The sequence below is a fragment of the Klebsiella sp. GW_Kp181 genome (assembly GCF_040062315.1).
GTDB lineage: Bacteria > Pseudomonadota > Gammaproteobacteria > Enterobacterales > Enterobacteriaceae > Klebsiella > Klebsiella oxytoca.
This window is the reverse complement of record NZ_JBEAFR010000088.1, coordinates 87,328-109,418: the sequence shown is the minus strand read 5'-3', so window position 1 is coordinate 109,418 and position 22,091 is coordinate 87,328. Positions and strand designations below refer to the sequence as shown.

The 22,091-nt window shown below is 55.9% G+C and carries 22 protein-coding genes and 1 other RNA gene; 10 read left to right on the top strand and 13 right to left on the bottom strand.

Translation table 11 applies throughout. From position 1 onward, the window contains the following. Positions 1-869, top strand: an 869-nt coding sequence (locus tag ABLV11_RS27520) for a transketolase C-terminal domain-containing protein (protein WP_348856105.1), incomplete at its 5' end; no start/stop codon positions are given. 211 nt (positions 870-1,080) lie between these two features. Here ABLV11_RS27520 and ABLV11_RS27515 read toward each other — a convergent pair. The 5 genes from ABLV11_RS27515 to ABLV11_RS27495 are packed head-to-tail and all read right to left on the bottom strand — an operon-like array spanning position 1,081 to position 4,130. Then, positions 1,081-1,737 (bottom strand): ATP-binding cassette domain-containing protein, encoded by a 657-nt coding sequence (locus ABLV11_RS27515; RefSeq protein WP_047720690.1) that lies wholly within the window; start codon positions 1,735-1,737, stop codon positions 1,081-1,083. Further along, positions 1,731-2,408 (bottom strand): energy-coupling factor ABC transporter ATP-binding protein, encoded by a 678-nt coding sequence (locus ABLV11_RS27510; RefSeq protein ID WP_126489550.1) that lies wholly within the window; start codon positions 2,406-2,408, stop codon positions 1,731-1,733. The genes ABLV11_RS27515 and ABLV11_RS27510 overlap by 7 nt, the downstream gene beginning before the upstream one ends. Continuing rightward, complete coding sequence (locus ABLV11_RS27505; RefSeq protein ID WP_017145442.1) at positions 2,396-3,103, bottom strand: CbiQ family ECF transporter T component; 708 nt, start codon at positions 3,101-3,103, stop codon at positions 2,396-2,398. The genes ABLV11_RS27510 and ABLV11_RS27505 overlap by 13 nt, the downstream gene beginning before the upstream one ends. Further along, positions 3,104-3,682, bottom strand: coding sequence for an ECF transporter S component (locus ABLV11_RS27500; RefSeq protein ID WP_023321620.1), 579 nt, complete (start codon positions 3,680-3,682; stop codon positions 3,104-3,106). 22 nt (positions 3,683-3,704) lie between these two features. Further along, entirely contained in the window at positions 3,705-4,130 is a 426-nt protein-coding gene (locus ABLV11_RS27495) for a PPC domain-containing DNA-binding protein (RefSeq protein ID WP_004105632.1), read from the bottom strand. 377 nt (positions 4,131-4,507) lie between these two features. Here ABLV11_RS27495 and epd point away from each other — a divergent pair, with 377 nt between their 5' ends. The 7 genes from epd (at position 4,508) to ABLV11_RS27460 (ending at position 11,613) form a co-directional block, all read left to right on the top strand. After that, entirely contained in the window at positions 4,508-5,527 is a 1,020-nt protein-coding gene (gene epd / locus ABLV11_RS27490) for an erythrose-4-phosphate dehydrogenase (protein WP_016809857.1), read from the top strand. 51 nt (positions 5,528-5,578) lie between these two features. Further along, positions 5,579-6,742, top strand: a complete 1,164-nt coding sequence (pgk, locus tag ABLV11_RS27485) for a phosphoglycerate kinase (RefSeq protein WP_004105627.1) — start codon at positions 5,579-5,581, stop codon at positions 6,740-6,742. A gap of 97 nt (positions 6,743-6,839) precedes the next feature. Next, positions 6,840-7,919, top strand: a complete 1,080-nt coding sequence (gene fbaA, locus ABLV11_RS27480) for a class II fructose-bisphosphate aldolase (protein ID WP_004105626.1) — start codon at positions 6,840-6,842, stop codon at positions 7,917-7,919. Between the two features lie 189 nt (positions 7,920-8,108). Beyond that, positions 8,109-8,966 (top strand): small-conductance mechanosensitive channel MscS, encoded by an 858-nt coding sequence (locus tag ABLV11_RS27475; RefSeq protein WP_004115311.1) that lies wholly within the window; start codon positions 8,109-8,111, stop codon positions 8,964-8,966. A gap of 148 nt (positions 8,967-9,114) precedes the next feature. Continuing rightward, positions 9,115-9,750, top strand: a complete 636-nt coding sequence (gene argO, locus ABLV11_RS27470; RefSeq protein WP_016809856.1) for an arginine exporter ArgO — start codon at positions 9,115-9,117, stop codon at positions 9,748-9,750. A gap of 90 nt (positions 9,751-9,840) precedes the next feature. Beyond that, complete coding sequence (locus ABLV11_RS27465) at positions 9,841-10,596, top strand: oxidative stress defense protein (protein ID WP_004105619.1); 756 nt, start codon at positions 9,841-9,843, stop codon at positions 10,594-10,596. A gap of 120 nt (positions 10,597-10,716) precedes the next feature. Beyond that, positions 10,717-11,613 (top strand): LysR family transcriptional regulator, encoded by an 897-nt coding sequence (locus tag ABLV11_RS27460; RefSeq protein ID WP_004105617.1) that lies wholly within the window; start codon positions 10,717-10,719, stop codon positions 11,611-11,613. On the opposite strand, the gene ABLV11_RS27455 is transcribed toward ABLV11_RS27460, so the two are convergent. The 5 genes from ABLV11_RS27455 to argP all read right to left on the bottom strand — a co-directional run bounded on the left by ABLV11_RS27455 (position 11,610) and on the right by argP (position 18,120). Next, a complete protein-coding gene (locus tag ABLV11_RS27455; RefSeq protein ID WP_004105615.1) occupies positions 11,610-13,076 on the bottom strand; it encodes an acetyl-CoA hydrolase/transferase family protein in 1,467 nt (488 codons plus the stop codon). The two genes, ABLV11_RS27460 and ABLV11_RS27455, sit on opposite strands and share 4 nt — an antisense overlap. Positions 13,077-13,099: 23 nt before the next feature. Beyond that, a complete protein-coding gene (gene scpB, locus ABLV11_RS27450) occupies positions 13,100-13,885 on the bottom strand; it encodes a methylmalonyl-CoA decarboxylase (protein WP_123829952.1) in 786 nt (261 codons plus the stop codon). A gap of 10 nt (positions 13,886-13,895) precedes the next feature. After that, a complete protein-coding gene (gene meaB, locus ABLV11_RS27445; protein ID WP_016809854.1) occupies positions 13,896-14,891 on the bottom strand; it encodes a methylmalonyl Co-A mutase-associated GTPase MeaB in 996 nt (331 codons plus the stop codon). Then, positions 14,884-17,028, bottom strand: a complete 2,145-nt coding sequence (gene scpA, locus ABLV11_RS27440) for a methylmalonyl-CoA mutase (protein WP_126489548.1) — start codon at positions 17,026-17,028, stop codon at positions 14,884-14,886. Before scpA ends, meaB begins: the two co-directional genes overlap by 8 nt. 198 nt (positions 17,029-17,226) lie before the next feature. Further along, entirely contained in the window at positions 17,227-18,120 is an 894-nt protein-coding gene (gene argP, locus ABLV11_RS27435; protein WP_004105608.1) for a DNA-binding transcriptional regulator ArgP, read from the bottom strand. Between the two features lie 169 nt (positions 18,121-18,289). Here argP and rpiA point away from each other — a divergent pair, with 169 nt between their 5' ends. Together rpiA and serA are read left to right on the top strand one after the other, a co-directional pair. After that, positions 18,290-18,949 (top strand): ribose-5-phosphate isomerase RpiA, encoded by a 660-nt coding sequence (gene rpiA / locus ABLV11_RS27430; RefSeq protein WP_004105606.1) that lies wholly within the window; start codon positions 18,290-18,292, stop codon positions 18,947-18,949. A gap of 269 nt (positions 18,950-19,218) precedes the next feature. Continuing rightward, complete coding sequence (gene serA / locus ABLV11_RS27425) at positions 19,219-20,451, top strand: phosphoglycerate dehydrogenase (RefSeq protein ID WP_105889166.1); 1,233 nt, start codon at positions 19,219-19,221, stop codon at positions 20,449-20,451. A gap of 378 nt (positions 20,452-20,829) precedes the next feature. Here serA and ABLV11_RS27420 read toward each other — a convergent pair whose 3' ends face one another. From ABLV11_RS27420 to zapA, 3 genes are all read right to left on the bottom strand, one after another. Continuing rightward, positions 20,830-21,426 carry a 5-formyltetrahydrofolate cyclo-ligase gene (locus tag ABLV11_RS27420; protein WP_201520656.1) on the bottom strand — a complete coding sequence of 199 codons (597 nt, stop codon included), beginning with the start codon at positions 21,424-21,426 and terminating at the stop codon, positions 20,830-20,832. Positions 21,427-21,526: 100 nt separating this feature from the next. Beyond that, positions 21,527-21,710: non-coding RNA, 6S RNA (gene ssrS / locus ABLV11_RS27415), on the bottom strand. Positions 21,711-21,751: 41 nt separating this feature from the next. Continuing rightward, a complete protein-coding gene (gene zapA / locus ABLV11_RS27410; protein ID WP_004105598.1) occupies positions 21,752-22,081 on the bottom strand; it encodes a cell division protein ZapA in 330 nt (109 codons plus the stop codon). Positions 22,082-22,091 lie beyond the last annotated feature (10 nt).

Sequence of the window (22,091 nt, the reverse complement as noted above, 5' to 3'; positions counted from 1 at the left end):
TCCTCGGCGGCTCCGCTGACCTGGCGCCAAGTAACCTGACCCTGTGGTCCGGCTCTAAGGCTATCAACGAAGACGCTGCCGGTAACTATATCCACTACGGCGTGCGTGAATTCGGTATGACCGCGATTGCCAACGGTATCGCCCTGCACGGCGGTTTCCTGCCGTACACCTCCACCTTCCTGATGTTCGTCGAGTACGCGCGTAACGCGGTACGTATGGCGGCGCTGATGAAGCAGCGTCAGGTGATGGTCTACACCCACGACTCCATCGGTCTGGGCGAAGACGGCCCGACGCACCAGCCGGTTGAGCAGGTGGCTTCCCTGCGCGTCACCCCGAACATGTCCACATGGCGTCCGTGCGACCAGGTGGAATCCGCCATCGCGTGGAAATACGGCGTAGAGCGTCAGGACGGCCCGACCGCGCTGATTCTGTCGCGTCAGAACCTGGCGCAGCAGGAGCGCACCGAAGAGCAGCTGGCGAACGTCGCCCGCGGCGGCTACGTGCTGAAAGATTGCGCGGGCCAGCCGGAGCTGATCTTCATCGCCACCGGCTCTGAAGTGGAGCTGGCGGTTGCCGCTTACGAAAAACTGACTGCCGAAGGCGTGAAGGCGCGCGTGGTTTCCATGCCGTCCACCGATGCGTTCGACAAGCAGGATGCGGCTTACCGTGAAGCGGTGCTGCCGAAAGCGGTCTCTGCGCGCGTGGCCATCGAAGCGGGTATCGCCGACTACTGGTTCAAATACGTGGGCCTGAACGGCGCGATCGTTGGCATGACCACCTTCGGTGAGTCAGCGCCGGCGGAGCAGCTGTTTGAAGAGTTTGGCTTCACCGTGGACAACGTTGTCGCGAAAGCGAAAGCGCTGCTGTAGTCCTTTCCCCCTTCCCGGGGGCGGCGCGGTAAAGCCGCGCCTTGCCCGGGCTACGGGGCCAGCGCGGTCGGGTAGTCCGGACCGGTGCGCGGCACCGCCAGCGGGAAAAGCATCTGGTATCACCGTGGAAAACGCGGTTGCCAGAGCGGAAGCGCTGCTGTGATTATTCTCACAGCCTGATAAAACGGGTCGCTCAGGCGGCCCGTTTTTTTTAAACCACTCGCAGCAGTCTGCCTTTTTCCAGGCGCACCTGGCGGGAAAAGTGCCGCTGTGTAAAAGCCGCGTCATGGCTGATAGCCACTACGCTGGTTCCTCTTTTGCGGCAAACTGTCAGCCACGCTTCAAATATTGCCAGCCAGTGCCGATCAAAATCGCGGCTGGGTTCGTCGAGCAGCAGAATCTCTGGCGCCATGGCTTCCAGACAGGCAACGGCGACCATACGGCGCTGGGCGGTATGCAAATCCAGCGGATGCGCATCAGCTACGCTCTCCAGACTGCATAAACGCAGCGCCGCCGCGGTGCGTTGCGCAACTTCCACTGCCGGTAATTTCTGTAACCGCAGCCCATAGGCGACCTCTTCAGAGACTTTGCTGTGGAAGAGCTGGTTTTCGGCCTCCTGAAACAGGACGCCGATAATTTTGGCGCGCTGACGATTTTTATACTGCGCCATCGGCTTATTCAACAGATTGACGCTACCGGACGTTGCCGACAGCAGCCCGGCCATTACCCGCAGCAGGGTGGATTTTCCCGCGCCGTTATCGCCGGTAAGCGCCAGCCATTCGCCCTGGCCGAGCGTCAGGGAGATGTTTTGCAAACAATCATCCGCCGCGCCGGGCCAGCGCCAGGTTACCTGATTCAACGTCAACATAGCGGGGAAAGCGCTCCATCATGTAGTCGCCATCCCTGCTGACACCAGGCAAGAAAAGGCGAAGGGGTGCGTTCAAAAAGGATGATCAGTGAATGCTGCGCCAGCGCCCAGTCCCGCAGACGTGGCAGAAGCATGGTGGTAGCTTGCGCCGTCAGGCGGCTAAAGGCTTCATCAAGGATCAGTAGCATTGGCTGCATAGCCAGCGCGCAGGCGATCGCCACGCGCTGGGTTTCTCCACCGGAGAGCGTGGACGGATGGCGGTGACGTAACTCCTGGCACTCCATCAGCGAGAGCGCCGCGTCAACACGACGCATAATCTCGTCTTCGTGAAGGCAAAGATTTTCAGGGCCAAAAGCGACCTCTTCTTCAACGCTGAAGGTACAACCGGAAAGCTGGAGATAGGGGGATTGCTGGACCAGCTGGATGGTCTGCGCCCGTTCGACCAGTGATTGCTGTCCAATAGGGATGCCAAGCAGAGTACCATGACCTTCGATATCGCCGGGCAGAAAATCCGGATACCAGCCCGCCATAATCTGCGCCAGAGTGCTTTTCCCGCTGCCGTTATCGCCAAAAATCGCCACCATGCCGGGCTGCGAATAATGGAAATCAAAGCATGATGAAGGACCCGTTGCCCGGGTCGGGTGATAACGGAACTGTTCTAACGTAACCATAGCCAGGCTCCCGCTTCAGCGACCATCGCCAGCAGCATGCCGCAACGCGCCAGACGTTGTAAGGTGCTGTCTTTCGGCGCCCAAAGCGTAGTGCGCCGACGATGTAAACGAAATGCCCGCATATCCAGAGCCGCCCCGCGTATCGCCAGATCGTTAAGCGCGTTATGGGTCAGAGGGATAATGAGCGCAGGCATTGCGCGCAGCCGCTGATATCCATTCTCGTCCAGCGGTACGCCGCGGGCGCGTTGGGCTTCGTGGATAATCGTCAACTGGCGCTTTAGCTGTTCGACAACCAGCAGCGGGCCAGCGAACAGATAAGCGACGCCCGGCGGCAGGCGTGAGGCAAACAGGGCGCGAATAAAGCGCTGTACCGGTACGTACTCCATCCAGAGCTGTGACGTGGAAACAATCGCCAGAATTCTCAGCCACAGCGTGATGGCGTTCGCCCAGCGCTGCGGGTCGCGGGGCTGGCCGCTCAGCCACTGGGTAAACCAGCCGCCGTGGACCAGCCACAGGCCAATGCCCAGCGAGAGTAGTAGCCAGGCGACATATTTTGCCCGCCGTCGCGTTGCTTTTAGCAGCACTAAACTGAGAAAAGCCGCGGCGCTATACACCGGCAGCACCGTATCCGTCGGTAGCAGCAGCGTGGTCACTGCCGCCAGCGCCCAGAGCGTTAAGGAGGTAAAAGGGTGCATTTAGCGTACGGCGGACATAGCAGGAAAATGGCGCAACGTACGCAGCGGCAGCTGGCGCAACAGGGTCCAGACGATAATCGCGGTAAGAATTTTATCCACCAGATTGGCGCCTAAGACGGTAATCGCCACCGACTCCAGCAGATTCTGACCTACCGAATGCATCCAGGCGACGAACAGATCCGCACCGCTTCCCGTCACGCCGCCAAACAGCGCCGTCCGCAGCGGCACGGCAACCGCGGTCACGGCGAGGGTAATGACAACCCCGCTAATGATCACCTTAGGTAAAGTGCGGAACCATCCCGCTCTCGCCAGCCATCCGGCAACCAGGCCAATCACCATAGCCACTGGCGCAAAGGCGGCGGCAATCGGATCGGTCAGCAGACCCCACAGAAGATTGGTCAGTAAACCGGTCAACATGCCAATGACCGGTCCGAGTAGAACCGCGCTGATTAAGGTGCCGATTGAATCGAGAAAAATGGGAAGTTTTAACATACTGATGAGCTGTCCGCCGATCATGTTGATGGCGACGGCGATCGCAATCAGCACCAGGGACTGGCTGGTAAATTGGCGACGAGCCATAGAAACCTCTTTAAGGGAAAAGTTATCGGGATGAGATGACCAGTTCGTCATAGCCGGAAAGCGCGCAAGGCTGACGGCTAAATGCCAGGGAGGTCAGTTCGCCTATCACCAGCTCAAGGGTGGTGCGGACGGTACAGCCGGGCATCATATGGCCGCCGAGCATCGCGCCTTGCGGATCGGATATCGCTAAATGAAGATGTTCTCCTTTCAATTCCAGCGTGCCATTCAGCGAGATAACCTCGTAGGTTCCGTTCAGTAAGGTGGTCTCATCCTGGCCAGCAAAACGTAGTGCCGCATTGCTTAAGCTACCGGTACAGCCGGCGATCCAGGCTGCCTGAATATGGTGCAGTTGCAGGAAGGCGCGCAGGCGTGAAAAAACCTCCTCGCCCGGAAGTAAGCGAAGCGCATAGTAACGTGCCGCAGAGGGCTGCAAGTGGGGAATGGTCATCTTTTTCGAGGGACTCCGAGACTCGGACGTAGCGGCAATAATATCGCCGCTGTTCAGTATGGTTTCTGATATAAATCAGTAATTGCGGCACGACAACGAAAAGATCTTGCTACGCTTATTCGTAATTCTGGAATATGGAATAAATGCCGCCCCAGAAGGGGTAAAAGTGTGATGTAAGTCAGATAAATGGTTTCTCCAGCTGGACAATCATTCCTTTTATTCCTCGTTTGGCTTATTCTAGCTGAAGCGTTTCAGTCGTCTAAATGTTCGACAATTAATCAATCAGTCGCAGTTTGCGACAGGTAAGGTTTCCCTTAGAGCGTTGCTGCATTACTCTGTCAGCCACCTCATATCATGGATAGCCTTGCAGGAGACCTATGACCATACGCATTGCGATTAATGGCTTCGGTCGCATCGGGCGTAACGTGGTTCGTGCTTTGTATGAATCCGGACGTCGTGCGGAAATCACCGTGGTGGCAATCAATGAACTGGCGGATGCTGCCGGCATCGCGCATTTATTGAAATATGACACCAGCCATGGACGCTTTGCCTGGGATGTGCGCCAGGAGAGAGAGCAGCTGTTTGTCGGCGATGATGCCATCCGTCTGCTGCATGAATCTTCCCTTGAGGCGTTGCCCTGGCGGGAACTGGCGGTTGATGTGGTGCTTGACTGCACCGGCGCTTATGGCAGCCGCGAGCATGGCGAAGCCCATCTGCGGGCCGGCGCGAAGAAAGTGCTCTTTTCACATCCTGGCGGCAACGATCTCGACGCGACGATCGTGTTTGGCGTCAACCATGATGAGCTGCGCGCTGAGCACCGTATCGTCTCCAACGCCTCCTGCACCACCAACTGCATTATTCCGGTCATTAAGCTGTTAGATGATGCCTACGGCATAGAGTCAGGAACGGTAACCACGATTCACTCCGCGATGCACGATCAGCAGGTTATCGATGCTTACCATCCGGATTTGCGCCGGACGCGAGCGGCCAGTCAGTCGATCATCCCGGTTGATACTAAGCTTGCTGCGGGGATCACGCGTATTTTCCCTCAGTTTAACGATCGCTTTGAAGCTATCGCGGTCCGTGTACCGACGATTAATGTGACGGCGATCGACCTTAGCGTCACGGTGAAAAAACCGGTAAAAGCGAGTGAAGTCAATCAGTTGCTGCAAAAAGCAGCACAGGGTGCATTTCATGGTATAGTTGACTATACGGAATTGCCGTTAGTCTCGATAGATTTCAACCACGATCCGCATAGCGCCATCGTCGATGGCACGCAAACGCGGGTAAGTGGCGCGCATTTGATCAAAACGCTGGTCTGGTGCGATAACGAATGGGGCTTTGCTAACCGGATGCTCGACACCACGTTAGCGATGGCCGCACAAGGTTTCAGGTAAGGCGCTCAGGCGCCTGCAAAACTTTATCAAGAATCAACGAGAGGATTCACCATGTCTGTAATTAAGATGACCGATCTGGATCTGGCTGGTAAACGCGTTTTTATCCGTGCGGATCTGAACGTACCGGTTAAAGAAGGGAAAGTAACCAGCGATGCGCGTATCCGTGCTTCTCTGCCGACCATCGAACTGGCCCTGAAACAGGGTGCGAAAGTGATGGTCACTTCCCACCTGGGTCGTCCTACCGAAGGCGAGTACAACGAAGAATTCTCTCTGCTGCCGGTTGTTAACTATCTGAAAGACAAACTGTCTAACCCGGTACGTCTGGTTAAAGATTACCTGGACGGCGTTGAAGTCGCTGCCGGCGAGCTGGTGGTTCTGGAAAACGTTCGCTTTAACAAAGGCGAGAAAAAAGATGACGAAGCGCTGTCGAAAAAATACGCTGCGCTGTGCGATGTCTTCGTTATGGATGCGTTCGGTACTGCTCACCGCGCGCAGGCTTCTACTCACGGTATCGGCAAATTCGCTGACGTCGCTTGTGCAGGTCCGCTGCTGGCCGCTGAGCTGGACGCCCTGGGTAAAGCACTGAAAGAACCGGCTCGTCCGATGGTAGCTATCGTCGGTGGTTCTAAAGTTTCCACTAAACTGACCGTTCTGGACTCCCTGTCTAAAATCGCTGACCAGCTGATCGTCGGCGGCGGCATCGCCAACACCTTCGTTGCCGCTCAGGGCCACAACGTGGGTAAATCCCTGTACGAAGCCGATCTGGTTGACGAAGCTAAACGCCTCCTGACGACCTGCGATATCCCGGTTCCGACTGACGTTCGCGTAGCGACCGAGTTCTCTGAAACCGCAACCGCTACCCTGAAATCTGTTAACGACATTAAAGATGACGAGCAGATTCTGGACCTGGGCGATGCTTCCGCAGAGAAACTGGCTGAAATCCTGAAAAACGCCAAAACCATCCTGTGGAATGGCCCGGTCGGCGTGTTCGAATTCCCGAACTTCCGCAAAGGGACTGAAATCGTGGCTAACGCCATCGCAGATAGCGAAGCGTTCTCCATCGCAGGCGGCGGCGACACCCTGGCAGCAATCGACCTGTTCGGCATTGCTGACAAAATCTCCTACATCTCCACCGGCGGCGGCGCATTCCTCGAATTCGTGGAAGGTAAAGTTCTGCCGGCAGTAGCCATGCTCGAAGAGCGCGCTAAGCAGTAATTCAGTTCAGGCGGGGAGACCCGCCTGTTTTTCAGCGCGCGTAAAAGCTCGCGAACCTTCTTCAACGGTCGAAGATACAGATACAGGACTACGTAACATGTCTAAAATTTTTGATTTCGTAAAACCGGGCGTCATCACTGGCGACGACGTTCAGAAAGTGTTCCAGGTAGCTAAAGAAAACAACTTTGCTCTGCCAGCGGTAAACTGCGTGGGTACAGATTCCATCAACGCCGTTCTGGAAGCAGCTGCAAAAGTTCGTTCTCCGGTTATCGTTCAGTTCTCTAACGGCGGCGCAGCGTTCATCGCGGGCAAAGGCGTGAAAACTGACGTTCCTCAGGGCGCAGCCATCCTGGGCGCTATCTCTGGCGCGCATCACGTTCATCAGATGGCTGAACACTACGGTGTTCCGGTTATCCTGCACACTGACCACTGCGCTAAGAAACTGCTGCCGTGGATCGACGGTCTGCTGGACGCGGGTGAAAAACACTTCGCCGCGACCGGTAAACCGCTGTTCTCTTCTCACATGATTGACCTGTCTGAAGAGTCCCTGCACGAAAACATCGAGATCTGTTCTAAGTACCTGGCGCGTATGGCCAAAATGGACATGACTCTGGAAATCGAACTGGGCTGCACCGGCGGCGAAGAAGACGGCGTGGACAACAGCCACATGGACGCTTCCGCTCTGTATACCCAGCCGGAAGACGTTGATTACGCCTACACTGAGCTGAGCAAAATCAGCCCGCGTTTCACCATCGCCGCTTCCTTCGGTAACGTACACGGCGTTTACAAGCCGGGCAACGTGGTGCTGACCCCGACTATCCTGCGCGACTCTCAGGAATACGTTTCTAAGAAACATAACCTGCCGCACAACAGCCTGAACTTCGTCTTCCACGGCGGTTCCGGTTCTTCCGCTCAGGAAATCAAAGACTCCGTAAGCTACGGCGTGATCAAAATGAACATCGATACCGATACCCAATGGGCAACCTGGGACGGTATCCTGCAGTACTACAAAGCTAACGAAGCTTACCTGCAGGGTCAGCTGGGCAACCCGAAAGGCGAAGACCAGCCGAACAAGAAATACTACGATCCGCGCGTATGGCTGCGCGCTGCACAGACGTCCATGGTGACTCGTCTGGAGCAGGCATTTAAAGAGCTGAACGCGATCGACGTTCTGTAAGAAAGTTTCGTTTCTTACCCGGAAGCCCGCAGAAATGCGGGCTTTTTTATTATCTCAACGACATGAAATGTTGCTAAATAAATGTGATCAATTTGGCAAAACGGACTCTTTTTGTTTACCCTTAACCTGTTTGCAATTATCAGGTTTGGTTATTTTATTTCCCGTCCGGGTATCCATAAGGAAAGTTGAATGGAAGATTTGAACGTTGTCGATAGCATAAATAACGCCGGTTCATGGCTGGTGCGCAATCAGGCATTACTGCTGAGCTATGCCGTCAACATTGTCGCGGCCATCGCGATTATTATTGTTGGTCTGATCGTGGCGCGGATTGTTTCCAACACCGTCAATCGCCTGATGCGGGCTCGACATATTGATGCCACCGTTGCCGATTTTCTTTCTGCGCTGGTACGCTACGCCGTCATTGCTTTCACGCTGATCGCCGCCCTCGGCCGCGTGGGTGTGCAAACCGCTTCGGTTATCGCGGTACTTGGCGCCGCGGGCTTAGCCGTCGGTCTGGCGCTGCAGGGGTCGCTGTCTAACCTTGCCGCTGGGGTCCTGCTGGTCGTTTTCCGCCCATTCCGCGCTGGTGAATACGTTGACCTTGGCGGTATCGCGGGTACCGTGCTGAACGTGCAGATTTTCTCCACGACCCTGCGCAGCGCAGATGGCAAAATTGTGGTGGTACCGAACGGTAAAATCATTGCCGGGAATATCATCAACTTCTCTCGCGAGCCGGTACGTCGCAACGAGTTTATTATCGGCGTGGCCTACGATGCGGACATCGACCAAGTGAAGCAGCTGCTCACCAACATCATCGAATCGGATGAACGTATTCTCAAAGATCGTGAAATGACCGTTCGCCTGAATGAACTGGGCGCTTCATCTGTGAACTACGTGGTGCGCGTATGGAGTAAGAGCAGCGATCTGCAAAGCGTGTACTGGGACGTCCTGGAGCGTATTAAGCGCGATTTTGACGCCAACGGCATCAGCTTCCCGTATCCGCAGATGGATGTTCATGTCATTCGTCCGCAGGAAAAAGCAGAATAATTTCCCTTTTAATACAGGCCGGTATATCCGGCCTTTTTTGTACCCAGTATTAGTCGTCCTTATTAGCGATTAAAATTTTCAATTTCCTCTAATGATTTCTGCACGCTATATTCCCCGGCATTGACTCTTTCAGTGGAAATTCCTCTCGATGTTATCGTATTACTTTCAGGGCCTTGCCCTGGGAGCGGCTATGATTTTGCCGCTCGGTCCGCAAAACGCTTTTGTGATGAATCAGGGTATTCGTCGTCAGTACCATCTGATGATTGCTTTGCTATGCGCCATCAGCGATCTGCTGCTTATCTGCGCCGGAATTTTTGGCGGCAGCGCGCTGCTGATGCAGTCCCCGTGGCTGCTGGCGCTGGTGACCTGGGGCGGCGTCGCTTTTTTATTGTGGTACGGTTTTGGCGCGCTGAAAACGGCCTTTAGCAGCAATCTGGAGCTGGCCAGCGCGGAGGTGATGAAGCAGGGGCGCTGGAAAATCATCGTCACCATGCTGGCGGTGACCTGGCTGAATCCTCACGTTTATCTGGATACGTTTGTGGTGCTCGGAAGCCTCGGCGGACAGCTGGAGATGGAGCCAAAGCGCTGGTTTGCCCTGGGCACCATCAGCGCCTCATTCTTATGGTTCTTTGGTCTGGCCCTGCTGGCCGCCTGGCTGGCCCCGCGCCTGCGCACGGCAAAAGCGCAGCGAATTATCAACGTGCTGGTCGGTCTGGTCATGTGGATCATCGCGCTGGAGCTGGCGAAAGACGGCTTCGCTCATGTGCAGGCGCTGCTTAACTAAGCCTTGTCCGATGGACTTTCTCCGCGTAAGCGCTAAGCTTGCAGGCATGCGTCTGCGTATAGACGACCAATGTAAGATGGAGAAACGACAGTGAAGTTAAAAGTCATGGCCCTGGCGGCGGCACTCGGATTTAGCGCAATGGCAGTTCAGGCCAATGAATTGCCAAACGGCCCACATATTGTTACTTCAGGTACCGCCAGCGTCGCTGCGGTTCCTGATATCGCCACGCTGGCGATTGAAGTTAACGTCTCCGCGAAAGATGCGGCATCCGCTAAAAAACAGGCAGATGAACGCGTGGCTCAGTATCTCTCCTTCCTGGAGAAGAGCGGCATTGCGAAGAAAGACATTAACTCTGCCAACCTGCGTACCCAGCCTGATTATGATTATCAGAACGGCAAAAGCATTCTTAAGGGCTATCGCGCGGTGCGTAGCGTTGAAGTCACGCTGCGCCAGCTGGATAAGCTCAACGGGTTGTTAGATGGGGCATTAAAAGCCGGTCTGAACGAGATCCGTTCGGTCTCACTGGGCGTGGCGCAGCCGGACGCTTACAAAGATAAGGCGCGAAAAGCGGCGATTGACGATGCGATTCATCAGGCTCAGGAGCTGGCTAGCGGATTCCACGGCAAACTGGGGCCGGTTTATAGCGTTCGCTATCATGTCTCCAACTACCAGCCGAGCCCGATGGTGCGGATGATGAAAGCCGATGCGGCGCCGGTATCTGCTCAGGAAAGCTACGAGCAGGCGACCATTCAGTTTGATGACCAGGTGGACGTGGTGTTTGAACTGCAGCCGACCCAGCCTGCGTCGCCAGCGAAACCGGCTGAAGAGCCAAAAGCAGCGCAGTAATCCTCCCGCCCGGCCTTCGCGCCGGGCTTTTTCTGTGACTATCTGTAAAAATGAGAGCGCAGCACAAGTCTTTTCCCTGAATGAGGTAAGGATAGATCCCTGTTTTCCTGTGAGGTGAGCATGGATATCTTTATTTCTAAAAAGATGCGCAATTTCATTCTGTTGGCGCAGACCAATAACATCGCCAGAGCGGCGGAAAAAATCCATATGACCGCATCGCCCTTTGGCAAAAGCATTGCTGCGCTTGAGGATCAGATCGGCTATACGTTATTTACCCGCAAAGATAACAGCATCAGTCTCAATAAAGCGGGGCAGGAGCTCTATCAGAAGCTGTTTCCTATTTACCAGCGCCTATCGGCCATCGATAACGAAATACACTATTCCGCGCGCCGCTCGCGCAACGTTGTTATCGGCATCGACAACACCTATCCGACGATAATTTTCGACCAGCTCATCAGCCTGGGCGATAAATACGATGGCGTGACCACCCAGGCCGTGGAGTTCAGCGAGAATGGCGTGATTGATAATCTTTTCGACCGTCAGCTGGATTTTATTATTTCGCCGCAGCATGTTTCGCCCCGCGTGCAGGAGCTGGAAAATCTGACCATCAGCGAACTGGCGCCGCTGCGTCTGGGGTTTCTTGTTTCTCGCCGTTATGAAGATAAGCCGCCGCAGGATCTGTTACGTGAACTGCCCTGGCTGCAGATGCGTTTCCAGAATCGGGCCAATTTTGAGGCGATGCTGGACGCCTATATGCGCCCCTGCGGAATCAACCCGACGGTTATCTATCGCCCCTATAGCTTTATGGCGAAAATTAGCGCCGTAGAGCGGGGGCAGTTTTTAACGGTTATTCCTTACTTCGCCTGGCGTCTGGTAAATCCGGCGAAGCTGAAGTACTTCGACGCGCCCGGTAGCGCCATGTATATGCAGGAGTATCTCTATTCGCTGAAAAACCATCGCTATACCGCCACGATGCTTCAGCACATAACTGAAGATCGCGACGGTACGGAGGGCTAACCGAGCATTGAACCGTGCTCAAGCAGATTACGATGCAGGTCGAAGGCGTGGGTGAGGTCGTGGTGAATATGCCCGCCGGGAGCGCTCTGCAGATAGCGATGTAAATAGTCCCGGTAGAGCGGATGCGCGCAGTTATCAATGATAGCGCGGGCGCGCTGCAGCGGCGACAGCCCGCGCAGATCGGCGATACCCTGCTCGGTAACGATCGCCTTCACGCTGTGCTCGCTGTGATCGACATGGCTGCACATCGGCACGATAGTGGAGATCTTCCCGTCTTTGGCGATGGACGGCGCCATAAAGATAGAGAGCCAGGCGTTGCGTTCAAAATCGCCGCTACCGCCGATGCCGTTCATCAGATTCACCCCGGCTACGTGCGTGGAATTGGCGTGTCCGTAGATATCAAACTCCAGCCCCACGTTGAGGGCGATAACCCCCAGACGGCGGATAATTTCCGGATGATTGGAGATCTCCTGCGGGCGCAGGACAATGCGGCTGGCGAAGAAATCCATATTGGCGTAAATCTTGCGCAACGAATCGGCGGATATTGTCAGGCTGGAGGCGCTGACGCCGGTGACTTTCCCTGTTTCCAGTAGATGGACTACCGACTCCTGTAAGACCTCGGAGTACATCATAAAAGAGGGAATATCTGGATTCTCACCCAGCCGCGCCATGACCGCGTTATTGATATTACCCACGCCGCTTTGCAGCGGCAAAAATTCAGGCGGGATGCGCCCGCGAGCCATCTCTTCCAGCAGAAAGGTGACCACGTTATCGGCAATTTTCTGACAAACCGGATTATTTTTATCGAGCAGGTTTCCGGCGTCGGGCAGTTCGGTCTCCACGACCGCGACAATTTTTTTCGGATCGATTTGCACGTACCGACTACCCACGCGATCCATCGCATGAAAGATGGCGATGCTGTTGCGCCGCGGCGGGGCGCCGGGGAGCACGATATCGGCCAGCTCGGCAACCCGAGGGCTGTGATAATGATTGAGTTCGATGATCACTTTCTTCGCCCGTAGCAGCCAGGTGGGCGCGTTGCCGATACCGCTGGTGAGCCAGACCCGCCCGTCCGGCGCGATAGCCGAGGCTTCGATCACCGCGACATCAATCTCACCAAAGAAGCCGTAGTTAACCATTTGCGCCACTTCGCTCAGGTGCAGATCGACAAACTTCACCTTCCCCTGATTGATTTTTTGCCGCAGGCCCGACGCGGTCTGATACGGCGCGCGCCACGAGACGGCATCGGCTGCCGATAATGCATCATCGGCGGCGGCGCTAATTGACGCGCCGGTCAGCAGGCGGATCTGGAAAGGCTTCTGCGCCCGATGTAACTCACCGGCGCGGCGAGCGATAGCCGCGGGCAGCGCTTTGGGCGAACCGGCGGGAGTGAAGCCGCTGAACGCCACCATCTGGTCGTGCTGGATAATCTCCGCCGCTTCATCGGCGCTCATCCGTTTCATTTTGCACTCCTTAACCGGGATGATTAATGGCCGACGAATTCAGGTTTACGCCTTTCCATAAACGCGCTCATGCCTTCCCGATAATCCTCACTGTCGTAGACGGCGCGGCGCATTCCCTGAATACGTTCGAACTCATCGGAATTCATGGTGTGCGCCTCGCCAAGCACGCGCAGTTCTTCCTTAATGACCGCTATCGCCAGCGGCGCTTTCTCGGCAATGTGGTGCGCCATCTGTAAGGTAAAATCTTCCAGTTCGCCAGCGTCCACCACGTGATTGAGAATACCGACCGCCAGCGCGCGCTGGGCGGTAATCGGCAGGGCGGTGAAAATCAGCTCTTTCACGATATGAAAGCCAGCGTCACGGGTCAGATTGTGAATGCCGACCAGGTTGTAGGGCACGCCGAGATTCACCGGCGTCATGGAGAACGTTGACGTACTGGCGGCGATGATCAGATCGGAGCTCATGATCATCTCAAACGCGCCGCCCCAGACGCTCCCTTCGACCATGGAGATCACCGGTTTCGGATATTTTTGGATCATGCGGGTAATCTGGCGCAGCGGATCGTCATACGAAAGCGGATCGCGGCGTCCGCCGGGTAATTCGTGGATGTCATGGCCGGCGGAGAAAACTTTTGATCCGCCAGGCGCGCGTAAAATGACGCAGCGAATTTCCGGCCTGTTGAGGTCGCTCAACGCCTGCATCAGGTCGTCGATAAACACCTTGCTTAAGGCGTTAAGCTTGCGGCTATAGTTGAACTCAATCACCGCAACCTTTTGGATGATTTCGACGTTAACATATTGATAAGACATAACTATCCCTTTATGCAAAGTAATGATTCTGGAGGAATTCGCTAATCTGCCGCAGGCCGGTGCGCGGCGAGAGGCCATTGTTTTTCACCGCCTGTAGCGTTTGCTGGAAGTAGCGATCAAAGTCCGCTCGGGCAAACAGCAGATGCAGCGCCTCGGTTTCGGTCTGCTTTTGCAGCCACTCCAGCGCCTGACGCTGGCGCAGCTTTTCAAGATCGCCGCTGTCGGTGAGGGTGGTTTTGAAGTCAAGGATAGCGAGCCAGACGGCTTCGATACCGCGCTGCTCCAGCGCGCTACAGCTCAAAACGCGCGGCTGCCATGCGGCGTGCTTGCGGCGCAGAATATGCAGGGCGGATTCATACATATGGCGGGTGATAGCCACGCTGGCGCGGTTCTCGCCATCATCTTTATTGATAACCACGATATCCGCCATCTCCATGATCCCTTTTTTAATGCCCTGCAGATCGTCACCGCCGCCGGCGATCTGCAGCGAGATGAAGCAGTCCACCAGGCGGGAGACCTCCGTTTCCGACTGGCCGACGCCGACGGTTTCGACAATGACCACGTCATAGCCCGCTGCTTCGCACAGCAGTATCAGCTCCCGCGTGCGCAGGCTGGTGCCGCCCAGATGGCCGCTCGAGGGCACCGGGCGGATAAATGCCGAGTCCGAGCGCGCCAGTTCGATCATGCGCGTCTTGTCGCCAAGAATGCTGCCGCCGCCGATTGGGCTGCTTGGATCGACCGCTATCACCGCGACCCGCAGGCCATGGCGAATCAGCAGCATGCCGAAGGCTTCCAGAAAGGTACTCTTTCCGGCTCCCGGCGTGCCGGTGACGCCGAGGCGCAGGGCGTTGCCGGTGAAGGGCATAATCGCATCGACCAGCTGGGCGCTCAGCGCCTGGTGGCGGGGATGCTGACTCTCCACCAGCGTCATGGCCTGGGCGAGCGTGGCCCGCTCGCCCAAACGTAATCGCCGAATGGCGTCGCTCAGGGTGGATGAGTTAATCATGATGCTGGCTAATCCTCATCAGGACGTCGCGTACGCTCTCCAGCATCGGCGTGCCGGGGCCATAAATAGCGGCCACGCCGCGCGCCTGCAGAAACGCGTAATCCTGCGGCGGAATGACGCCGCCGGCGATGACGCAGATATCTTCCCGTCCCCATTTTTTCAACGCATCGACCAGCTCGGGGATCAGCGTTTTGTGGCCTGCCGCCAGCGATGAGGCGCCAACCACGTGTACGTCGTTCTCCACGGCGAGGCGGGCGATCTCCTCCGGGGTAGAAAACATCGGGCTCAGGTCAACATCGAAGCCAAGATCGGAATAGGCGCTGGCGATCACTTTGGCGCCGCGATCGTGACCGTCCTGACCCATTTTGGCGATCAAAATGCGCGGGCGACGGCCGCGATCCGCGAGGAATTTTTCGGTTTGCGCAACAATGGCGTCAAACTCGCAGGCGGCTTTATCTGAGTGATGGTAGCTTTGCGCAATCACGCCGGTGACGCACTGGCTGGGCACCAGATAGCGGTCAAAAGCCACCTCCAGTGCGTCGGAGATTTCGCCCAGCGTGGCGCGCTCGCGGGCGGCGTTGATGGCGGCGGCCAGCAGATTTTCATCATGCTGCGCGGCGTGGGTGAGGGCGTTCAGCGCGGCTTTTACCGTCACATCGTCCCGACTGGCCCGTATTTTTTTCAGCGAGGCGATCTGCTCGTTGCGTACCTTGACGTTGTCGATCTCCAGCACTGCCGTTTCATCTTCTTTTTCCAGCTTGTACTTATTAACGCCGACGATGACGCGCTTGCCCTGGTCGATCAGCGATTGCTCGCGGGCAGAGGCCTCTTCGATCATCCGTTTCGGCAGTCCGGCTTCGATCGCCTTCGCCATCCCTCCCGCTTCGTCGATCTGCTGCATAATGGCTCGCGCCTGCTTAACGATTTGATCGGTCAGCGACTCGACGTAATACGATCCCCCCAGCGGATCAACGGTGCGGCAGATCTCCGACTCCTCCTGGATGATGATCTGCGTATTACGCGCGATACGTGCGGAAAAGTCGGTGGGCAGGCCGAGCGCCTCATCAAAGGCGTTAGTATGCAGCGACTGGGTGCCACCGAGCGTGGCGCCGAGCGCTTCGATGGTGGTGCGGATCACGTTGTTATAGGGATCCTGCTCGGTGAGGCTCCAGCCGGAAGTCTGGCAGTGGGTGCGCAGGGCTAACGATTTTGGATTGGTGGCGCCGAAGCCGCTCACCGCTTCGCTCCACAGATAGCGTGCGGCGCGCAGCATCGCGACGTTCATAAACAGATCCATGCCGATGCCGAAGAAGAACGACAGGCGCGGGGCGAAGTCATCGATTTTCAGGCCGGCGGAGAGCGCGGCCTTAATGTATTCGATGCCGTCGGCCAGGGTAAAGGCCACCTGCTGCACGCAGTTGGCTCCGGCTTCGCCCATGTGATAGCCGCTGATGCTGATGGTATTAAAGCGCGGCATATTGCCCGAACACCAGGCGATGATGTCGGCAATAATGCGCATTGAGGGCTTCGGCGGGTAAATATAGGTATTCCGGCACAGATACTCTTTCAGAATATCGTTCTGGATCGTGCCGGTGAGCCGTTCCGGCGCAACGCCTTGCTCTTCCGCCGCGACGATATAAAACGCCATTACCGGCAGCACCGCGCCGTTCATGGTCATCGACACGGACATTTCATCCAGCGGGATGCGATCGAACAGAATCTTCATATCTTCGACGGTATCGATCGCTACCCCCGCTTTCCCCACGTCGCCCGCCACGCGAGGATTGTCGGAGTCATAGCCCCGATGGGTCGCGAGATCGAAGGCGACGGAAAGCCCTTTCTGCCCGGCAGCGAGGTTGCGGCGATAGAAGGCGTTGGACTCTTTCGCGGTTGAGAAACCAGCGTACTGGCGGATGGTCCACGGCTGGGCGGTATACATGGTGGCGCGGGGGCCGCGGACGTAAGGCGGCAGGGCGGGCAGGGTGCCGGTCACTTCCAGATTATCAATATCGGCTTCGGTATACAGCGGTTTAACGGCAATCCCTTCTGCCGTCTGTTTTACCAGAGCATCGACGGTTTTTCCCCGCCGGCTAAGCTCCTTGTTGGCGAGCGTTTGCCACTCTCGTAACTCTGACATTTTGTGCTCCGTATGCGCAATAAAATAGGGTATTGCAAATACGGTGAGCCTTTTAAGACGCTCTGTCGCCAGCAAAAAATAGCCATCAGCGCGTCGTTTTTTGCCGCATAAAATGTTCTATTTTGTGATGAATTTCAAAGATATGAATAGAAGAAAGTGGGTCATGCAGGCCGGACGGCGCCGACCTGCCTGGGAGGCTTAATCTTGTCTCAACACTTTATGGCCATAATCGATCAGCGCATCGGTCACCCGGCGCATCATACGGCTTTCCGGCGCAAAACGGTGCCAGTAGAGCATCCGGCGCTGGAACAGGCCCGGCGTGAGATTAATAAGTTCGCCGCTGTTCAGCTCTCGCTCAATTTGCAGATGCGGAATCATACAGCAGGTTGTCCCCTGGCGGGCCAGCTGCACAAAGGCTTCCGAAGAGTTCACGATATGGCAGGGAACGCTGCCCGGCGGCAAATCGAAGTTCTGCTGTAAAAAGGCCTGGTGCATATCATCGAGATGATCGAATGCCACCACCGGCGCTTTGAGCAGCGCCGAGCGGGTCACCCCATTGGGGAAATAGCGCTGGGCAAACTCTTTCGAGGCGACGAACAGATAGTCGAGGGCGCCGAGCTGATCGACCAGGCAGCTTGGCAGCGCCTGCGGCTGGATACTGACCGCGCCGACGACTTCACCGCGGCGCAGGCGTTCCTGGGTTCGGGTCTCGTCCTCCACCTGTAGGTTCAGGCGAATAGGGGAGTCGGAAAGCACGCTGGAGAGCGCGGGCAACAGCCAGGTGGCGAGACTGTCGGCGTTGACCGCCAGCGACAGCAGCAGCGGCGTTGAGCCGGTTTGTTCATCGCCCAGCCACTCCTCTTCCAGCAGTTCAACCTGGCGCAGCAGGGCCAGTAGCTTTTGCCCCTGTTCGGTGGGACGCGGCGGTACGGTACGTACCAGCAGCGGTTGTCCAAACATGTTTTCCAGCTGTTTGATGCGCTGAGAGACGGCGGACTGCGTAATACAAAGCTTCTGCGCGGCGCGCTCAAACCCTCGTTCCCTGATTACCGCGTCCAGCGCCTGTAGTGTTCTGTAGTCCGGTCGTTTCATTGCTCTGGCGTGCCCCCTAATACTTTTCGTTAACTCGCACTATGACATAAATTTGTTTTTGATGAAGATGAAAAAATGGCGACTGCGTTGTGTGATCGCCGTCGCAGGGACAATGACCCCCCTGATGTTCTATAATGCGCCACAGGAATTCACATCTCGGACCATAATCATGACGCAAGATGAACTGAAAAAAGCAGTAGGCTGGGCGGCATTGCAGTATGTACAACCGGGCACCATCGTTGGGGTCGGCACGGGCTCCACGGCGGCGCATTTTATTGATGCGCTGGGCACCATGAAAGGACAGATTGAAGGCGCGGTTTCCAGCTCTGATGCCTCTACTGAAAAACTGAAAAGCCTCGGTATTACGGTTTTTGATCTTAACAGCGTTGACCGTCTTGGCATCTATGTCGACGGCGCTGATGAAATCAACGGCCATATGCAAATGATTAAAGGCGGCGGCGCGGCGCTGACGCGCGAGAAGATTATCGCTTCGGTCGCTGACAAATTTATCTGTATCGCTGATGCTTCCAAGCAGGTGGACATCCTGGGTAAATTCCCGCTGCCGGTGGAAGTGATCCCGATGGCGCGCAGCGCCGTGGCGCGTCAGCTGGTTAAGCTGGGCGGCCGTCCGGAGTACCGCCAGGGCGTCGTGACCGATAACGGCAACGTGATCCTCGATGTGTATGGTCTGGAAATCCTGGACGCTATTGCGCTGGAAAATACCATTAACGGTATTCCGGGCGTCGTGACCGTCGGCCTGTTTGCGAATCGCGGTGCGGACGTCGCGCTGATTGGCACCGCTGATGGTGTAAAAACTATCACTAAATAGTCTGAACCGAGGGAGCGAATGGCTCCCTCGCAAATATTTTTTCTCCAGGCCTATTTTGGTGACTTCTGTCACATTTATGCGCCTTGTCTTAGTAACAATCTACCTTTCTTTTACTTTCTGGTGTTTTGTCCTGCTATTTCCCGCTGATTGATATTTCTTCAGGTTGTCGACGCAAACGTTCATATTGCCGCAATAGTTTTTTTTGATATGTTGCTGAGAAGAACTTTCGTTCCGCACGACATCAGTTAAGACAAAAACAGGACGGGGAAATGGCTAAGGTATCACTGGAAAAAGACAAAATTAAATTTCTGCTGGTTGAAGGTGTGCATCAAAAAGCGGTGGACAGCCTCCGCGCAGCAGGCTACACCAATATCGAATTTCACAAAGGCGCGCTGGACAGCGAAGAGCTGAAAGCGTCCATTCGTGATGCCCATTTCATCGGCCTGCGTTCCCGTACTCATCTGACTGAAGAGATCTTCGCGGCGGCGGAAAAACTGGTTGCGGTTGGCTGCTTCTGTATCGGTACTAATCAGGTTGACTTAAATGCGGCGGCAAAACGCGGTATTCCGGTATTTAACGCCCCGTTCTCTAATACCCGTTCCGTTGCGGAGCTGGTGATCGGCGAGCTTCTGCTCATGCTACGCGGCGTGCCGGCGGCAAACGCCAAAGCGCACCGCGGCGTATGGAACAAGTTGGCGGTTGGCAGCTTTGAAGCGCGCGGCAAAAAGCTGGGTATTATCGGCTATGGCCACATCGGTACGCAGCTGGGCATTCTTGCCGAATCGTTGGGGATGCACGTCTATTTCTACGATATTGAAAGCAAACTGCCGTTGGGTAACGCGACTCAGGTACAGCATCTCTCCGATCTGTTGAACATGAGCGATGTGGTAAGCCTGCACGTGCCGGAAAATGCCTCAACGAAGAATATGATTGGCGCGGAAGAGCTGGCACTGATGAAACCGGGTGCGCTGCTGATCAACGCCTCCCGCGGTACCGTGGTAGATATTCCGGCGCTGTGTGATGCGCTGGCGAGCAAGCACCTGGCGGGCGCGGCGATCGACGTGTTCCCGACCGAACCGGCGACCAACAGCGATCCGTTCAACTCTCCGCTGTGTGAGTTCGACAACGTTATCCTGACCCCGCATATTGGCGGCTCAACTCAGGAAGCGCAGGAAAACATCGGTCTGGAAGTCGCGGGCAAGCTGGCGAAGTATTCTGATAATGGTTCAACGCTCTCTGCGGTGAACTTCCCGGAAGTGTCGCTGCCGCTGCACGGCGGGCGCCGTCTGCTGCATATCCATGAAAACCGTCCGGGCGTACTGACCGCGATTAACCAGATTTTTGCCGCCCAGAGCATTAACATCGCAGCGCAGTATCTACAGACCACTGCGCAAATGGGCTACGTGGTGATTGATATCGAAGCCGAAGAAGATGTGGCGCAGGCTGCGCTGCAGGCGATGAAGGCTATTCCTGGCACTATCCGCGCCCGTCTGCTGTTCTAACGCCTTTTTTACCAGCGGGCAGGTCATCGACCTGCCCCTTTTCTCCTGATTGCCCCTCCCTGCAACTTTCCGTCGTCCTCCAGATGCTTTGCGAGTCTTGCCGCAAACGGTGATTAAAGCCGATTGAAGTCGTTGTGCCTGAAAGAAAGGGATTTACGCTAAAGACTCAGCGTGGGGCTGAAACGGGAAAGCCCCTACCGAGGCAGGGGCTCTAAAAGGAAAGGGACGATGATGAGACTCTTCATCATGCTGCTTATCCTGTTAATCATCGCCTGGCCAGCATATTAACAGAGAGAATGCAGGAGGGAGGTTCGCCTCCCTCACCCTTTACCCAGGAATTTAGGTGAAAAAAACAGCAATGTCAATTGTTCGGACGTTTTACCAGAGCCAGGTTTTTGACGGCGTGATGACCGCTGGCAGCGGGATATCCCACTGCTCCGTTGGCAGCGCGTCGACCTGCTGGCAATCATGCGCGTAGCCGACCGGCTGCAGGCGATGCTGCCGCCAGTTTTGCAGCGTCCGGTCGTAAAATCCGCCGCCCATACCCAGGCGCTGTCCGGCGGCATCAAATGCTACCAGCGGCGTTACCAGCACATCCAGCTGGCTAAGTGGGAGGACATCGCGCACGTCGAGTTTCGGTTCGCGGATTTTCAGACGATTCACCACCAGCTCGCTGCTTGGGTGGTAGTGCAGAAACAGAAGATTGCCGGGGCTGAACGGATGAAGCACGGGGAGATAAACCCGTTTGCCTGTCCGCCAGAGCTGGTCAATAAGCGGCCGCGTATCCAGCTCGCCATCAAACGAAAGGAATACCGCGATCGTCTGCGCGAGCAGAACCGGCGGATAAGCTATCATTCTGTCCGCCGCCTGGAGGGCGAACTGCGTTTGCTGCTCCGGCGTTAACGCGCGTCGGCGCTGGCGGATCTGCTGGCGAATTTGCTGTCTGGTATAGGGGGCATCTGGCAATAGGGTCATACCTGAGTCTCATCGGTGAGCAAACGATACAAACAGGCGTAGTCTAATACACGACGGTAAAAGCCGAAAATTAACTTATGGGGGATAAAACGAAAGGAAGGGAATCTCCGAGATGCCGCCGCAGGCTGTAACCCTTGAACCCTTGGTTCAAGGTGAATGTGTCGTCACAGTTTTAAGGCTTCTCGGACGGACCGAGCATGCTCACCAACCGTGGAGCGCCACATTCTTGTGGTATGAAATATCGGCTCAGGGGACTGGCCCGCTTGCAAACATCTCAGAGAAATTTTGTTCTTGCGATTACTCTAACACAGTTAAATGCAAAGTGTTATTCAAACTTCTGCCCGGGTCTTTCGCTTATGCGACCTTGCTCAAGCAATGCTTGCTCGATGGTCTGCTGAAGCATCCGAATACGCTGTTCCATGCTGGCGGCGTAGTCGCGGGTTTTCGCTTTTTCCTGAGTCAACTCATAGCTGATGTTCAACGCGGCGATGAAGACCAGCTGCTCAGTATTTGTGACTCTAGTGCGTTCTTTTAAATCTTGCAACCGCTGATTCAGGTCGTCAGCTGCCTGGTTCAGGGCATCCCTTTGTTCAGGCGGGCAATTCACTCGCAGTGAACGGCCAAAAATTTGGAGATCTACGGGTTGTGCAGACATGCCACCTTCC

Coding starts and splice junctions, on each gene's coding strand:
- ABLV11_RS27515 (WP_047720690.1), bottom strand. CDS start 1,737: ATGTTGACGTTGAATCAGGTAACCTGGCGCTGGCCCGGCGCGGCGGAT.
- ABLV11_RS27510 (WP_126489550.1), bottom strand. CDS start 2,408: ATGGTTACGTTAGAACAGTTCCGTTATCACCCGACCCGGGCAACGGGT.
- ABLV11_RS27505 (WP_017145442.1), bottom strand. CDS start 3,103: ATGCACCCTTTTACCTCCTTAACGCTCTGGGCGCTGGCGGCAGTGACC.
- ABLV11_RS27500 (WP_023321620.1), bottom strand. CDS start 3,682: ATGGCTCGTCGCCAATTTACCAGCCAGTCCCTGGTGCTGATTGCGATC.
- ABLV11_RS27495 (WP_004105632.1), bottom strand. CDS start 4,130: ATGACCATTCCCCACTTGCAGCCCTCTGCGGCACGTTACTATGCGCTT.
- epd (WP_016809857.1), top strand. CDS start 4,508: ATGACCATACGCATTGCGATTAATGGCTTCGGTCGCATCGGGCGTAAC.
- pgk (WP_004105627.1), top strand. CDS start 5,579: ATGTCTGTAATTAAGATGACCGATCTGGATCTGGCTGGTAAACGCGTT.
- fbaA (WP_004105626.1), top strand. CDS start 6,840: ATGTCTAAAATTTTTGATTTCGTAAAACCGGGCGTCATCACTGGCGAC.
- ABLV11_RS27475 (WP_004115311.1), top strand. CDS start 8,109: ATGGAAGATTTGAACGTTGTCGATAGCATAAATAACGCCGGTTCATGG.
- argO (WP_016809856.1), top strand. CDS start 9,115: ATGTTATCGTATTACTTTCAGGGCCTTGCCCTGGGAGCGGCTATGATT.
- ABLV11_RS27460 (WP_004105617.1), top strand. CDS start 10,717: ATGGATATCTTTATTTCTAAAAAGATGCGCAATTTCATTCTGTTGGCG.
- ABLV11_RS27455 (WP_004105615.1), bottom strand. CDS start 13,076: ATGAAACGGATGAGCGCCGATGAAGCGGCGGAGATTATCCAGCACGAC.
- scpB (WP_123829952.1), bottom strand. CDS start 13,885: ATGTCTTATCAATATGTTAACGTCGAAATCATCCAAAAGGTTGCGGTG.
- meaB (WP_016809854.1), bottom strand. CDS start 14,891: ATGATTAACTCATCCACCCTGAGCGACGCCATTCGGCGATTACGTTTG.
- scpA (WP_126489548.1), bottom strand. CDS start 17,028: ATGTCAGAGTTACGAGAGTGGCAAACGCTCGCCAACAAGGAGCTTAGC.
- argP (WP_004105608.1), bottom strand. CDS start 18,120: ATGAAACGACCGGACTACAGAACACTACAGGCGCTGGACGCGGTAATC.
- rpiA (WP_004105606.1), top strand. CDS start 18,290: ATGACGCAAGATGAACTGAAAAAAGCAGTAGGCTGGGCGGCATTGCAG.
- serA (WP_105889166.1), top strand. CDS start 19,219: ATGGCTAAGGTATCACTGGAAAAAGACAAAATTAAATTTCTGCTGGTT.
- ABLV11_RS27420 (WP_201520656.1), bottom strand. CDS start 21,426: ATGACCCTATTGCCAGATGCCCCCTATACCAGACAGCAAATTCGCCAG.
- zapA (WP_004105598.1), bottom strand. CDS start 22,081: ATGTCTGCACAACCCGTAGATCTCCAAATTTTTGGCCGTTCACTGCGA.